This is a genomic window from Promicromonospora sp. NPDC057488, assembly GCF_042802395.1.
In the GTDB taxonomy this organism is placed as follows: Bacteria; Actinomycetota; Actinomycetes; order Actinomycetales; family Cellulomonadaceae; genus Promicromonospora.
Genome location: NZ_JBHVEG010000034.1, coordinates 1 through 12,893, shown reverse-complemented (window position 1 = coordinate 12,893; position 12,893 = coordinate 1). Strand labels below are relative to the sequence as shown.

General features: G+C 73.1%; 11 protein-coding genes. 5 read left to right on the top strand and 6 right to left on the bottom strand.

Annotated features, from left to right (window positions below; translation table 11 throughout):
* Window positions 1–336 (top strand): rhodanese-like domain-containing protein, encoded by a 336-nt coding sequence (locus ACFU5G_RS09710; protein ID WP_377243094.1) that lies wholly within the window; start codon window positions 1–3, stop codon window positions 334–336.
* Between the two features lie 3 nt (window positions 337–339).
* Here the strand turns inward: ACFU5G_RS09710 and ACFU5G_RS09705 are convergent, their stop codons facing one another.
* Both ACFU5G_RS09705 and ACFU5G_RS09700 read right to left on the bottom strand, forming a co-directional pair.
* Window positions 340–2,040 (bottom strand): family 10 glycosylhydrolase, encoded by a 1,701-nt coding sequence (locus ACFU5G_RS09705; RefSeq protein ID WP_377243092.1) that lies wholly within the window; start codon window positions 2,038–2,040, stop codon window positions 340–342.
* Window positions 2,041–2,241: 201 nt separating this feature from the next.
* Window positions 2,242–2,553 carry a GNAT family N-acetyltransferase gene (locus ACFU5G_RS09700; protein WP_377243090.1) on the bottom strand — a complete coding sequence of 104 codons (312 nt, stop codon included), beginning with the start codon at window positions 2,551–2,553 and terminating at the stop codon, window positions 2,242–2,244.
* Between the two features lie 119 nt (window positions 2,554–2,672).
* Here ACFU5G_RS09700 and ACFU5G_RS09695 point away from each other — a divergent pair, with 119 nt between their 5' ends.
* The 3 genes from ACFU5G_RS09695 (at window position 2,673) to ACFU5G_RS09685 (ending at window position 6,041) form a co-directional block, all read left to right on the top strand.
* Window positions 2,673–3,890, top strand: coding sequence for an MFS transporter (locus tag ACFU5G_RS09695; protein ID WP_377243088.1), 1,218 nt, complete (start codon window positions 2,673–2,675; stop codon window positions 3,888–3,890).
* Window positions 3,891–4,006: 116 nt separating this feature from the next.
* On the top strand, window positions 4,007–4,471 hold the full coding sequence (locus tag ACFU5G_RS09690) for an NfeD family protein (RefSeq protein WP_377243086.1): 465 nt from the start codon (window positions 4,007–4,009) through the stop codon (window positions 4,469–4,471).
* 94 nt (window positions 4,472–4,565) lie between these two features.
* Window positions 4,566–6,041: a flotillin family protein gene (locus ACFU5G_RS09685; RefSeq protein ID WP_377243084.1), complete on the top strand. Its 1,476-nt coding sequence runs from the start codon at window positions 4,566–4,568 to the stop codon at window positions 6,039–6,041.
* A gap of 95 nt (window positions 6,042–6,136) precedes the next feature.
* Here the strand turns inward: ACFU5G_RS09685 and ACFU5G_RS09680 are convergent, their stop codons facing one another.
* From ACFU5G_RS09680 to ACFU5G_RS09665, 4 genes are all read right to left on the bottom strand, one after another.
* A complete protein-coding gene (locus tag ACFU5G_RS09680) occupies window positions 6,137–7,444 on the bottom strand; it encodes an MFS transporter (RefSeq protein ID WP_377243082.1) in 1,308 nt (435 codons plus the stop codon).
* A 348-nt stretch (window positions 7,445–7,792) separates the two neighbouring features.
* Window positions 7,793–9,049 (bottom strand): hypothetical protein, encoded by a 1,257-nt coding sequence (locus ACFU5G_RS09675; RefSeq protein WP_377243080.1) that lies wholly within the window; start codon window positions 9,047–9,049, stop codon window positions 7,793–7,795.
* An 81-nt stretch (window positions 9,050–9,130) separates the two neighbouring features.
* Window positions 9,131–10,648, bottom strand: coding sequence for a hypothetical protein (locus ACFU5G_RS09670; RefSeq protein WP_377243078.1), 1,518 nt, complete (start codon window positions 10,646–10,648; stop codon window positions 9,131–9,133).
* 225 nt (window positions 10,649–10,873) lie between these two features.
* Window positions 10,874–12,019: a VIT1/CCC1 family protein gene (locus ACFU5G_RS09665; protein ID WP_377243144.1), complete on the bottom strand. Its 1,146-nt coding sequence runs from the start codon at window positions 12,017–12,019 to the stop codon at window positions 10,874–10,876.
* Window positions 12,020–12,224: 205 nt separating this feature from the next.
* Between ACFU5G_RS09665 and ACFU5G_RS09660 the strand changes: the two genes are divergently transcribed.
* Window positions 12,225–12,839, top strand: coding sequence for a ribonuclease H (locus ACFU5G_RS09660; protein WP_377243076.1), 615 nt, complete (start codon window positions 12,225–12,227; stop codon window positions 12,837–12,839).
* Window positions 12,840–12,893: the final 54 nt, after the last annotated feature.

The window sequence follows — 12,893 nt, the reverse complement described above, 5'->3', positions numbered from 1 at the left end:
ATGTTCCCGCCGATGCAGCCCGAGGTCCCCTCGCTCCACCCCAGCGAGCTCGACCCGTCCGCCCCCGTGCCCGCCGGCTCCGTGCTGCTGGACGTGCGCGAGCAGGACGAGTGGGACGCCGGCCACGCGCCGGGCGCCGTCCACATCCCGCTGGGCGACCTGCCCGCGCGGTACGGAGAGCTCGACGCCGACACGCAGGTCCTGGTCATCTGCCACTCGGGCGGCCGCTCGGCGCGGGCCACGCAGTGGCTCAACGAGGCGGTCGGCTTCGAGGCGACCAACCTCGACGGCGGCATCGTCGCCTGGGCGGGCGCAGGCCTGCCCGTCGAGCGCTGACGCCTACTCGGTGACCCGCGGCTGGCTCGGGTCGGTCTCGTTCCAGACCCGGTCCAGCGCGGTGACGGCGTAGGTGTACGTCTTGCCGGGCCCCACGGTGGTGTCGAGCCACGACTGCACGCGGCCCGACCCGGCGCGGAACGTGCCCATGAGGTTGGCGGGATCGTTCGTGTCCACCGCGTCGACGGCGCCGTCCGTGCGGTAGACGGCGAACGACGTCGCCCGCGCGTCCTTGTTGCCGATGTCGGTGAGGTGGAGCCGGACGCCGTCGCGCACCCGGCGCGCCTTGGCGAGCACCGGCGTGACCACGGGGTCGGCCGGCAGGTGCGGCATCGGCGGCACGAGGGCCGGGTACTGGTAGTGGTCGGCGACCACCTTGCTCATCGCGCCCTGCGGGTCGGCGGGCACGTGCACCGCCGAGTAGTAGGCGTTGCCGTGGATCGGCCCGACGTCGCGGCTGACCTCCCGGCAGAGGTCGAGGTGGTTGGTGAGCTCCTCCGGGTCGGTGAAGACCCCGCTGGTCACCTTGTACAGGGCCTCGCCGATGTAGAGCTGGGTGCCGGACTGCGCGGCGACCTCGGCCCACCACGGCACGAGCTTCGCGTAGTCGGCGATCGTCAGCCCGATCTGCCAGTAGACCTGCGGGTTGACGTAGTCGAGCCAGCCCTCGAGCACCCACCTGCGGGTGTCGGCGTACAGGTCGTCGTACGACTGCTGCCCGCCGGTCTCGGACCCCAGCGGGTCGTTGTCGGCGTTACGCCAGATGCCGAACGGGCTGATCCCGAACTTCACCCAGGGCTTGGTCTCCTTGATCCGCACGCTCATCGACTCGACGAAGCTGTCGACGTTGTGCCGCCGCCAGTCCTCGATCGTGTCGAAGCCCGCGCCGTACAGCTCGTACGTGCCGACGTCGGGCAGCACGTGGCCGTCCACCGGGTACGGGTAGAAGTAGTCGTCGAAGTGCACGCCGTCGACGTCGTAGTTCTCCACCGCGTGCAGGATCGACTGCTTGATGTGCTCCTGCGCCGCGGGGACACCCGGGTCGAAGTAGAGCCGGCCGTGGTACTCCCAGACCCAGTCGGCGTGCTGCCGGGCGGGGTGCTCGGGGACGAGCTGCGACAGGTCGGTGTCGATCGAGACGCGGTACGGGTTGAACCAGGCGTGCAGCTCGATGTTGCGCTTGTGCGCCTCCTCGACCATGAACGCGAGCGGGTCGTAGCCCGGGTCCTGGCCCTGCGTGCCCGTCAGGTACTTGGACCACGGCTCGTACGGGCTGTCGTAGAACGCGTCGGCCGTGGGCCGGACCTGCACGAACACGGCGTTCAGCCGGTGCTCCTGCGCCACGTCGAGCCAGTGCAGGAACTCCGCCTTCTGGGTGTCCGCGTCGAGGCCGCTGGTGGACGGCCAGTCGATGTTGGCCACGCTGGCGATCCACATGGCGCGCAGCTCGCGCTTGAGCCCCGTGGCCGACGACGGCTCCGGCGTCGCGTTGCCGGTCATCGCCGTCGCGCCGAGCGCCGTCGCCGGGTCGAGGGCCGCGATGGTCACGCTGATCGCCGCGGCCGCGGTGCCGGCCGTCGCCATCGTGAGGAACTCACGGCGGCCGATCCCCGACATCACCCCCGCCCGGTGTGCCGTCCTGAGCGACGTGGTGCGCGCATAGGCGGGCAGTTCTGTCGCCTCGTGGCGGGCGGGGTGCCTCACGTGCTTGACCTCCGGTGCTGGCTGCTGGGGGTTGGTGCCGTGGTGCTCAGTGATGTGGTTGTACTCGGTGCGAAGTTGGCCGGCGTCGATCGGCAGATTGAGGTGACAAACAATGCCACCGGGCGACGCCGTGGGGAAACTCTCGCACATGTCGCGCCGGATGTGAAGTTTGCAGTGTGGAGCAGATCGTGAAACTTACTTTCACGCCTCCGAGACCGGCTGCAGCAGCAGGTCGTCGTACTCCGGCGAGTGTTTCTGCACGTAGGCGCGGATGTACGGGCACAGCGGAACGATCTTGTCGCCGGCTTCCCGCACCATGCCGAGCGCCGCCTTGGCGAGCTGACCCGCCAGTCCCTGACCCGCGTACTCGTCGAACACTTCGGTGTGTACGAAGTACACCGTGCCCGGATCCGTGTCGTAGACCGCGAAACCGGCGAGGGTGCCGTCGACGCGCACCTCGAACCGGGACTCGTCGGGATTGTCGACCACTGTCACCTGGGGTTCGTCAGTCATGGGGCCCATCGTGCGGCACCCGCCCGCCGGTTGCCAGCCCCGCCCGGCTAGCTCGCACGTGAGCCGGGTCACCGGATATCAGCAGGGTTCGTGTCAGTGGCGGGTGCGAGACTCGACCCGTGCCCGAGACCGCCGCTTCACCCCGCTCCAACCCCTACGCGGCAGTGCTCCGCACCCCCGGCGCGCTCCGGTTCTCGGCGGCGGGCGCGCTGGCCCGCCTCCCGATGTCCATGGTCGGGATCGGCGCCGTGCTCATGGTGCAGGGCCTGTACGACAGCTACGCCATGGCCGGCCGGGTCGCGGCCGTGCTGGGCCTGGCCCAGGCGTTCGTCGCGCCGCAGATCGCGCGCTGGGTGGACCGGCGCGGTCAGCGGACGGTGCTGCTGCCGGCGCTGCTCGTGTCCGTCACCGGGCTGGGCGGCCTCGTCACGGCCGCCGTGCTGGGTGCCCCCGAGTGGGTGCTCTGGCCGCTCGCCGCGGTCGCGGGCGCGAGCCAGGGCTCGTACGGCTCGATGGTGCGGGCGCGCTGGAACCACGCGCTCGACGACCCGCGCCGGCTGCACACCGCGTACTCGCTGGAGTCGTCGATCGACGAGCTGGTCTTCATCGTCGGGCCGGTGCTCGCCACGACGCTCGCGACCGCGGTGGCCGCGCCGTCCGCCCTGGTCGTCGCCGGGATCGCCGCGCTGGTGGGCGGGCTGCTGTTCGTGGTGCAGCGCGCCACCGAGCCGCCGGTCGTCGCGCCGGACACCGAGGTGCGGCACCGCCCCGTGATCCTCACCCCGGGCATGCCGGTGCTGGTGCTCGTCTTCGTGGCCATGGGCGTGATCTTCGGTTCCATGGAGGTCGTCACGGTCGCGTTCGCCGAGGAGCTCGGCAGCAAGGGCGCCTCCGGCCCCGTGCTGGCGGTGTTCGCGCTGGGCTCGATGGTCGCCGGGCTGGTCTACGGCGCCCGGAACTTCACCAGCCCCGCGGTCCGGCGGTTCGTGATCGGCATGGCGGCCCTCGGCCCCGGCGTCTCCCTGTTTCTCCTGGCGCACTCGCTCTGGACGCTGGCGGCGGCGATGTTCGTGGCCGGGCTCGCCATCGCGCCCACCGTCATCACGGGCAACGGCCTGGTGCAGGACATGGTGGGCAGGCACCAGCTCACCGAGGCCCTGACCTGGGTCGGCACGTCGATCGGCATCGGCGCCTCGCTGGGCGCGTCCGTCGCCGGGCTGCGCGTGGACGACGCCGGGGCGGACGCCGGGTTCCTGGTGCCCGTCGCCGCGGCCTGGTTCGCCGCGCTGCTGACGCTGGCCGCGAGCCGCACGCTGCGCCGGCAGTCCGCGGCGTAGCAACCGCCCGCGAAGGGCCCCACCTGGTGGAATTTCACCCGTTTAATCCAGAAATGACAAATGGGCTTCCTGATACGTTACTTCTGACTTCTCACATCTTCACGAACGGACCCGGGATGCTTGTCTTCATCGTCATCGGACTCCTCGGGCTCGGGCTCGCCGTCGCCTCCCTCCTGCTCGGCGACTTCCTCGACCTGCTGGACGGCGCCATCTCGGGCACCTCGCTCGGTGCCGGCGGGCTCCTGTTCGGTGCGACCGGGATGCTCGTGCTGTCCTCGGGGCTCGAGCCGTGGGTCGCCTACCCGGCCGGGATCGTCGTCGCCGTCCTGGTCGTCGTGCTCGTGAACGTGCTGATCAAGCGCCTCAAGGCCGGCGAGGACGGTGTGCCCGCCTCGCTGGTGGGCACGCAAGGATCCGTGACGTCCGACGTCGACCGCGGGCACGGCGAGGTGTCGCTCGACGCCGCCAGCGAGCTGGAGACCCGGCTCGCGTTCGCCGACGAGCCGATCGGCCAGGGCACGCGGATCGTCGTCGTGGAGCAGCACGGGGCGCGCGTGAAGGTCGAGCCGGTGCTGCACTGAGGCGCCCGCGCCCCCAGCCCCCACTCCCCCGAGACCACCTCAGGCCGGGACCGCTCGTCGGCCCGGTCTGCTCCAACACACCCCAGGAGCCGACATGGAACTGAACGGTCAGCTGGTCGGCGTCATCGCCGTCGTGGCGGGCGCCCTAGCGATCTTCCTCGTCCTCGCGTTCGTCGCGAGCCGGATCCGGCGCGTGCCGCCGAACGAGGCGCTGATCGTCGTGGGCCGTGGCGCGGGCAAGTCGGAGGCCCAGACCGCGAGCCAGCGCGTCGTCGTCGGCGGGCGTGCGTTCGTCTGGCCGGTGCTGCAGCAGGGCTTCGCGATCTCGCTGGAGCAGCGGCAGATCGGCATCACCGTCGAGGGCGTCGACAAGAACCGCATCAAGATCGCGATCAAGGCCTCGATCAACTTCAAGGTGCGGGGCGACGAGGAGGGCGTGCGGCGTGCCGCGCAGCGCTTCCTGTCCCAGCAGCACCTGCTGACGGAGATCATCAAGGAGTCCCTGGAGGGCTCGCTGCGGTCGATCGTCGGCGACATGACGATCGAGCAGATCATCTCGGACCGCAAGGGCCTGTCCGACCGCGTGGTGCAGTCCACCAAGACGGACCTCTCGGAGCAGGGCCTCCAGGTCGACCTGCTCAACATCTCCGACATCTCGACGCCTGGTTCGGACTACCTCGCGAACCTCGGCCGCGCCGAGGCCGCCAACGCCCGCCAGCTCGCCGAGGTGTCCGAGGCCGAGGCGAACCGCGCGTCCGAGTTCGCCGTGATCGAGGCCGCCGAGCAGATCGCCGAGCGACAGAAGGCGCTGGACCTGAAGAAGGCCGCCATCAAGGCGGAGACCGACAAGGCGAACGCCGAGGCGGAGGCCGCCGGCCAGCTCGCCCGCGCGGAGCAGGACCGGCTCGTGGCCCAGCAGGAGCGCGAGGCCATGGCCGAGAAGGCGCGCGTGGAGCAGGAGCGCCTCGACATCGAGGTCCGCAAGCCCGCGGAGGCCACGGCGTACGCCGAGGTCCAGAGCGCCAACGCGCGTCGTGACGCCAACAACGCGGCCACCGAGGCCGAGGCGTTCAAGCGCACCACGATCGCCCAGGCGAACAAGACGGCCGCGCTGCAGGACGCCGAGGCGTCCGCCGAGGCCGTCCGCCGCGCGGGCGAGGCCGAGCGCGACAAGCAGGTGGCCCTCGCCGCCGGTATCGAGGCCGAGGGCCGCGCCCGGGCCGCCGCCGTCGAGGCCGAGGGCCTCGCCGAGGCCAAGGCCACCGACGCCAAGGCGGAGGCGCTGCGCAAGTACGGCGAGGCCGCACTGGTGCAGGAGCTCATCGAGCGCCTGCCCGAGATCGTGCGCGCCGCGGCCGAGCCGATCGCCTCGATCCAGGGCATGACCGTGGTCTCGACCGACGGGGCCTCCGCGATCACCAAGAACGTGGCCTCGGTGCTCGGCGAGGGCCAGGGCGTGATCAAGCAGCTCACCGGCGTGGACATCAACTCGCTGATCTCGGGTCTGGCCGGTCCCACGCACGGCAACGGTGCGGGCACCGCGGGCGGGGACGTCGCCGACAAGAACTGACCCACCCCGCACGAGCTGTCAGACCCCCCAGGTCCCCCGAGGGACCTGGGGGTCTGACACGTCAGGAGTGATGCGGGAGCGCAGGAGCGCCCGGGTCAGGGCTCCGGGTGCCGCGCGTCGTAGCGCCAGAACCGCGGCGTCAGCCGGACGATCACCCAGAGCAGCACCACGCAGGTGAGCCCGCCGGCCACGGCCGCCCAGCCCTCGCCGAACCAGGTCGCCTCGGCGCCGAGCACCATCTCCCCGAGGCGCGGGCCGCCGGCCACCACCACGATGAACACGCCCTGCAGCCGCCCGCGCATGTGGTCCGGGGTCGCGGTCTGCAGGATGCTCTGCCGGAACACGGACGAGATGCTGTCCGAGCCGCCCGCGAACGCCAGCGCGATGCCGGCCGCCACGACGGCCCACATGATCGCGCCGTCCGGCGAGCCGCGGCCCACCAGCACCAGCACCAGGCCGAACGCGGCGATCGACAGGCCCCACGCCGTGATCGCCCAGACGATGATCTGCCCCTGCCTGCGCATCCGCGTGAGCCCGCCGGAGAACACGCTCGCAACGATGCCGCCGACGGCGAAGGCCGCCGCGAGCACACCCGTCGTCGTCTCGCCGCCGCCGAGGTAGATGACGCCGGCGGCCGGCCACAGCACCCGCGGGAACGACAGGACCATGGCACAGATGTCGACGAGGAACGTGGTGCGCACGTTGGGCTGGGTAGCGAGGTAGCGCAGGCCGTCCAGCACGGACCGCAGCCCGACGGCGCCGCCCACACGGCTGCGGCCGTTCCCGGCTCCGCCGTCGACGCCCTCGGGCAGCACGGGCGGCAGCCGGAACACGGCCCACAGGGCGGCCAGGAACAGCACCATGTCCAGCGTGTACGCCCAGGCGTAGCCGAGCTGGGCCACGAGCAGCGCGCCGACCAGCGGCCCGCCGGTCAGCGCGACGTTCATCGAGAGCGACGACAGCGCGTTGGCCGCGGGCATCAGCTCCTTGGGCAGCAGCCGCGGGATGATCGCCGAACGGGCGGGGTTGTTGATCGCGAACGCCGCGCTCTGCACCGCGACCAGGCCGTACAGCAGCTCCACGGACTCGACGTCGAGCCAGGCCTGCGCGGCGATGGCGGCCACGACCAGCCACAGCACCGCCGAGGAGATGAGCGAGACCTTGCGCCGGTCGTAGTGGTCCACCAGCGCGCCGCCGTACAGGCCGAGCGCGACCAGCGGGACCAGCGAGAACAGGCCCAGGACGCCGACGGCGAGCGTGGACCCGGTCAGGGCGTAGACCTGCAGGCCCACCGCGACGATGGTCACCTGCGTGCCGATGTTCGAGATCGACAGGCCGAACCAGAGACGCCGGTAGTCCGCCGACACCTTCAGCGGGGTGGTGTCGGCGAGCAGGTTGCGCATGGTGCTCCGATCGTATGCCCGGGCAACGCAGCCGGGCGGCGTCGTCCCATATGACGTTCACCGCACCGGTCGCGCCCGGACATGACAGGTGCCCGGACATGACAGAGCGGGCGCCCAGGTCACCCCCCGATGCCCTGAGCTCCCGCTCTGTCCAGTGCGGTCCGTGAGCCGGGGCGCCCCCCAGCGGCGCCCCGACCCCGAACTCCCGGTCCGCGGGCCGGGACGCCCCCCAGCGGCGTCCCGACCCTACGAACCTCCCGACCCGGACTGGTCGGTCCTCGTCACGAGCCCCTTGACAAGCTCGTCACCAGAACCGCGCCCGGGCCGTTGTCGCCCTTCGAACCGTGGTCAGACCACGATCCGACGGCGACGGCTGCGGAGCGCCACGAGTCCCAGCCCCAGGAGGAGCGAGACCAGCGCGAGCTGCCCCGTGATCATGGGGCCCGTCTGGGCGAGGGTCTCGCCCGGTGCGGACACCGGCGTCACCTGCCCGTCGAGCCCGGTGGGTGTGCCGTCGAGGAGGCCTTCGCTCAGACCGCCCGACAGGATCGTCCCGTCGTTGGCCGTCGGCACGACGACCGCCTTGTCACCCCAGCTGATGTCGACGCCACCGTCCGGGATGTCGTCGTCAGCCACCGGGCCGGACTCCGGTCCGGCGTCCGGCGCATCGTCCGCGCCGGGGGTGACGGCCTCGGCCGCGGACCCGGCGACAACGCCGACCGCGCCGAGCACACCGGCCGCGGCGCCAGGCCGCTCGCCGGGGTACGTGCTCCCGGGGGCGAGGCCCTCAGGAAGATGTGTTCCGCGCTCGGGCCGCGGCGTCGCGAGCCCGCCCCGCCCGGGGCGGGGTTCGGCGCCCGAGGCGCCGGTCGCGGGCCCGTGGGACCCGGGGGTGTCGTGTCCGGGGTTCTCGGACCCGGGGTCGTGGGACCCAGGGTTGTCGGAACCCGGCCCGTCGGTCCCGGGGTCGACGCCGGGCTCGCCGGCGTCGGGGTCGAGGTCGGGGTCGGGGTCGAGGATCGGATCGAGGATGCCCGGACCGTCGGTACCGGGTTCGGTGCCGGGCTCGTCGGTCCCGGGCTGACCCGGCTCACCGGAGTCAGGCCCGTCAGTGCCGGGTTCGGTACCCGGCTCGTCGGTCCCGGGCTGCTCGGCACCGGGCTCTTCGGTACCCGGCTCGTCGGTCCCGGGCTCGGCGCCCGGCTCCTCCGTGCCGGAGGGCAGGAGACCATCCAGGATCCCGTGGACCAGACCGTCCGCGCCGAGCGTCCCGTCGACGACGCCGGAGACGTCGCCGCGCACGAGCGCACCGGCGATCCCCTCGTCGTCGACGCCGGCCTCGGCGGCAGCGGCGCCGTCGGCGGTTACGTCGTCGGTGTTACCGCCTTCGACGACAGCCGCAGCACCGTCCGCAGCGACGTCGTCTGCCACCGCGACGTCAGCCGCGACGGACGCGTCACCGGTCGAGGCAGCACCCTCAGGGGCTCCCTGGGCGACCGCGTCGCGCGGGGCGTCGGCGGCGGCATAGGCCGCCGTGGCACCGACGACCACGAGGCCGCCTGCCACGAGTGCCGTGTACAGCGCACGTCGGAAGTTCTTGTCCATGGATCTCTCCTTGCCTGGCGTGGAGCCGACGGCACGTTCGCCGTCGGGTGGTACCGCGCACGAGTGCGCGGACCACCCAGGTCAGGCAGGAGAGACGGGGATGTCGGTGTAGCTGCTCGCGAGCTTCGCGCGCGACTCGTCGGCCGACACGGTCCAGGCGCGGGCTCGGAAGACCAGCAGGGCGGAGAGCATCGCGAGGAGCTCGCCACCGGGCACCTTGAGCTGCGGTGCGCCGCCGCCCAGGACGCCGCCGGCGCCCGACGCGGCCACCGCGGGGACGAGGCCGCCCGCGGTGAGCGGGAGGCCGCCGCCGAGCAGGCCGGGTGCGCCGGCCTCGACGACGCCCACGGCGCCCAGCGTCTGCGCGGTGTCGACGGCCGCCTCGACGGCGGGAGCCTGCACCAGGTCGAGCATCGCGTGCCGGACCCCGGCCGAGGTCCAGACCACGACACCCGCGGCGTCACCGGAGGCCTGCAGCTCCCCCGGGTACGTCGGCTCTGAGAGGTCCTCGACCCGCTGGGTCGGGACCACGGTCACCGGCTCGCCCGGCGTAGACGGCCCGGCGGGCACGACGCCCGTGACCGGGGCGAGCGGCTCCACGACCGGGCTCAGCGGCTCGACCACCGGGGCGAGCACCTCACCCACGGGGGCGAGCACCTCGCCGACCGGCGTCAGCACGGGCGACAGCGCGTCGGTGACCGGAGCGGTCACCGGCTTGAGCGCGCCCAGGACCGGGGCGGTCACGCCGCCGACCACGTCGGTCACCGGCGAGACGATGCCGACCACGGGGGTCAGCAGGCCGTCGGTCACCGGGGCCAGCGGCGCGGTCACCGCGCCCAGCACGGGCGCGAGCGGCGTGACGACCTGGCCGACCACGCCCGTCACCGGGGCGAGCACGTCGCCGAGCGGCTCGGTGACCGGCTTGACGGCCGCTCCGACCTGCTCCGTGACGGGCTTCAGGACCGGGTCCGCGACCTGCTCGACGACGTCGGCGACCTGCGCCACCGGCTTCTTCGTGATCTCCGTGACGGCCTCGCCCAGAGGCTCGGTCACCCCGGTCCGGACCGGCTCGGTCACCGGGTCGAGCAGGCCGCCGGTCGCGGTCGCGACCTCGTCGACGACCTTCGTGACGGGCTCCGTCACCTTCCCGGCCGACGACGGCGCGGGGCGGGCGGAGGCGGGCTTCGCAGCCGCGGCGTCCGCCGTCTTCCCGGTGCCGGCACCAGAGGCCGGCTCGGGCTGTTCCGCGGCGGCCTGGGCCGCCGGGGCGGGCGCGGGAGCCGACGGCTCCGGCGCGGGCGCGGGGGTCGCGGACCCCGGCGCGGTCGGCTTCGTCGCCGATCCGATGCCGTCCGTGCCGGCCTGGTCGGTCCTCGTGACCGATCCGAGCGCGCCGGTGGTCCGCACGACGGTCTGGACCGTCGCCTCCACCGTGTCGCCGAGCACCGAGCCGAGAGAAGGCCGGTCAGCGGCGTTCGAGGGCGCTGCGAGGCAGACGCCGAGCGCGAGGCTCGCGGCACCGAGCGTGAGGGTCCCGACGGCACGCACGACGAAGCGGCGGAGGTGGTCCCCCGTGCTCGTCAGCGCGTACTTCGACATCGGTCTCCAGCTCTCCGGCCCGCTACGGGCCGCTCAGCAGACATGCATACACATTTAATCTGCGGGGCGTTCCGAGGTTCGGCAACAACATGGCTGCGGTTTGCGGATCGAGAATATTGTGCTTGGGAACACGAGTATGTCGGAAGAGGCGCTATATCTCAGTCATTTCGGGGCATCCAGCGCTATCGGCGAGCCGTCCGGACCGGCCGGGTGAACTCTCCGGAATCACCCGACGGTGGCCCCGAACACGAGGCCGAGCAGGTAGGTCGCGGCCGCCGCGCCCAGGCCGATCGCGATCTGCCGCAGCGCCCGGGTGAGCGGCGAGGTCCCGGACAGCAGCCCGACGACGGCGCCCGTCACCAGCAGCGCGATCCCGACGAGCGCCGTCGCGACGATCACCGCCGCGAGCCCGTCCAGCCCGAGCAGGTAGGGCAGCACCGGGACGACCGCGCCCGACGCGAAGAAGAGGAACGACGACACGGCGGCGCCCCAGGCGGTGCCGTGCGTCTCCAGGTCGTCCACCTCGGCGGCGGGCTCGGCCCCGGCCTTCGGAGCGGCCCCGGCCACGCCGGCCGCCGAACCCGGGTCGGCCAGGAGCAGGCCGCGCGCCGCCGGCCCGACCGCGAGCCGGGCGAGCACGGCGTCGGCGCGGGCCGTCGCCTCCTCGGCGCCCATGCCACGCGCCCGGTACACCAGCGCCAGCTCGTTCGCGTCGACGTCGAGGTGCGGCAGGGCGTCGTCGGCCGAGGGGGACGGCGACGACGCCTCGAGCAGCTCGCGCTGCGAGCGCACGGACACGAACTCCCCCGCACCCATCGAGAGCGCACCCGCCAGGAGGCCGGCGAGGCCGGTGAGCAGCACGGTGCTCGTCGCGACGCCGGAGGCGCCGATGCCGAGCACGAGCGCGAGGTTGGACACCAGCCCGTCGTTGGCGCCGAAGACCGCGGCGCGGAACGTGCCCGACAGCCGGTTGCGCCCGCGCGTGGCCAGCGCGCGCACCACCTCCTCGTGGATCTGCTCGTCGGCCGCCATGGTCACGGTGGCGTCGGCGTCGTGCGCGTAGGAGGAGCGGGCCTCGGCCCGCTGGGCGAGCGCCAGCACGAACACGCCGCCGAAGCGGCGGGCGAGGAACCCGAGGGCGCGGGTCCGCAGGTCGCCGCGCACCGGCGCGCCGACGTCGGACCCCAGGAGCTCCAGCCAGTGCGACTCGTGCCGCTTCTCCGCGCGCGCCAGGGCGAGCAGGATCTCGCGCTCCTCGCCCGTGCGCCGGCCCGCCAGGTCGCGGTAGACGGCCGCCTCGGCCCGTTCGTCGGCCAGCAGGCGGCGCCAGCGCCGGATGTCGGCGCGGGTCCGCGGGCGGGACGGGTGCAGCTCCTGCGCGCGCTGCGCGGGCGTGGGTGTGCTGCCGGACGAGCGACGGTCGGGGTCGGACGGTACGTGTGGCACGCAGCCATCATGCCCATGGATCGCCGGTCATGGGTTTCGTAGCGCCTTGGGCTCGGTTTCGCCGCCCCGAACTCACGATCGGGCGCCAGGTCCGGCCCGGCGTCCGGATTCTCGGGCAGAAGGATGCACAATGGACGCCGTGATCATCGTCAGCACGCACGGGTCGGCCGCGCCGGGCGGCGCGATCGGATGGGCGTGGATCAACCACGCGGGCGGGCAGTTCGACTCGGGCGGCGCGGCCCAGGGCAACGATCAGGTCGCGGCACTCTCAGCTCTGCTCCGCGCTGTCGACGCGCACCCCGGCAGCGAGCCGCTGCTCGTGGAGTCCGGCTCGCAGTACGCCGTCCGGTCCGTGTCCGAGTGGTCGGAGGGGTGGAAGCGCAACGGCTGGCGCTCCCCCGCCGGCGAGCCCGTGCCGAACCTCGACCTGGTGCAGGGCATCGACCGCGCCGTCACGGAGCGCACCGGGCCCGTCCGGTTCCACTGGGTGCGCGGTCACGTGGGCAACCCCTACAACGAGCGGGTCGACCAGCTCGCCGGGTTCGCCGCCGAGGAGTGGGCCGCGGGACGTGGCGGCGTCGGCGAGATGCTGGTGCCCGACGGCGGGATGATCCCCGACGCCGAGCTGCAGGGCGCTGGCCTGACCGGTGGGCCCCGGGAGAGCGCGGCGCCCGCGACGCGGCCGACGCCGGTCGTGACCGGGGCCGGCGCCGGGCGCACGTGGGAGTCGGACACCCTCTTCTAGGGAACGCGAACGGCTGCCCGGCCGTCGCTCCCAGGAACCGGCAGGTTCCCGGGG

What these genes read in the sequence shown, in the direction of transcription:
- ACFU5G_RS09710 (WP_377243094.1), top strand. Translation starts at nt 1, where the DNA reads ATGTTCCCGCCGATGCAGCCCGAGGTCCCCTCGCTCCACCCCAGCGAG.
- ACFU5G_RS09700 (WP_377243090.1), bottom strand. Translation starts at nt 2,553, where the DNA reads ATGACTGACGAACCCCAGGTGACAGTGGTCGACAATCCCGACGAGTCC.
- ACFU5G_RS09690 (WP_377243086.1), top strand. Translation starts at nt 4,007, where the DNA reads ATGCTTGTCTTCATCGTCATCGGACTCCTCGGGCTCGGGCTCGCCGTC.
- ACFU5G_RS09685 (WP_377243084.1), top strand. Translation starts at nt 4,566, where the DNA reads ATGGAACTGAACGGTCAGCTGGTCGGCGTCATCGCCGTCGTGGCGGGC.
- ACFU5G_RS09680 (WP_377243082.1), bottom strand. Translation starts at nt 7,444, where the DNA reads ATGCGCAACCTGCTCGCCGACACCACCCCGCTGAAGGTGTCGGCGGAC.
- ACFU5G_RS09675 (WP_377243080.1), bottom strand. Translation starts at nt 9,049, where the DNA reads ATGGACAAGAACTTCCGACGTGCGCTGTACACGGCACTCGTGGCAGGC.
- ACFU5G_RS09670 (WP_377243078.1), bottom strand. Translation starts at nt 10,648, where the DNA reads ATGTCGAAGTACGCGCTGACGAGCACGGGGGACCACCTCCGCCGCTTC.
- ACFU5G_RS09660 (WP_377243076.1), top strand. Translation starts at nt 12,225, where the DNA reads ATGGACGCCGTGATCATCGTCAGCACGCACGGGTCGGCCGCGCCGGGC.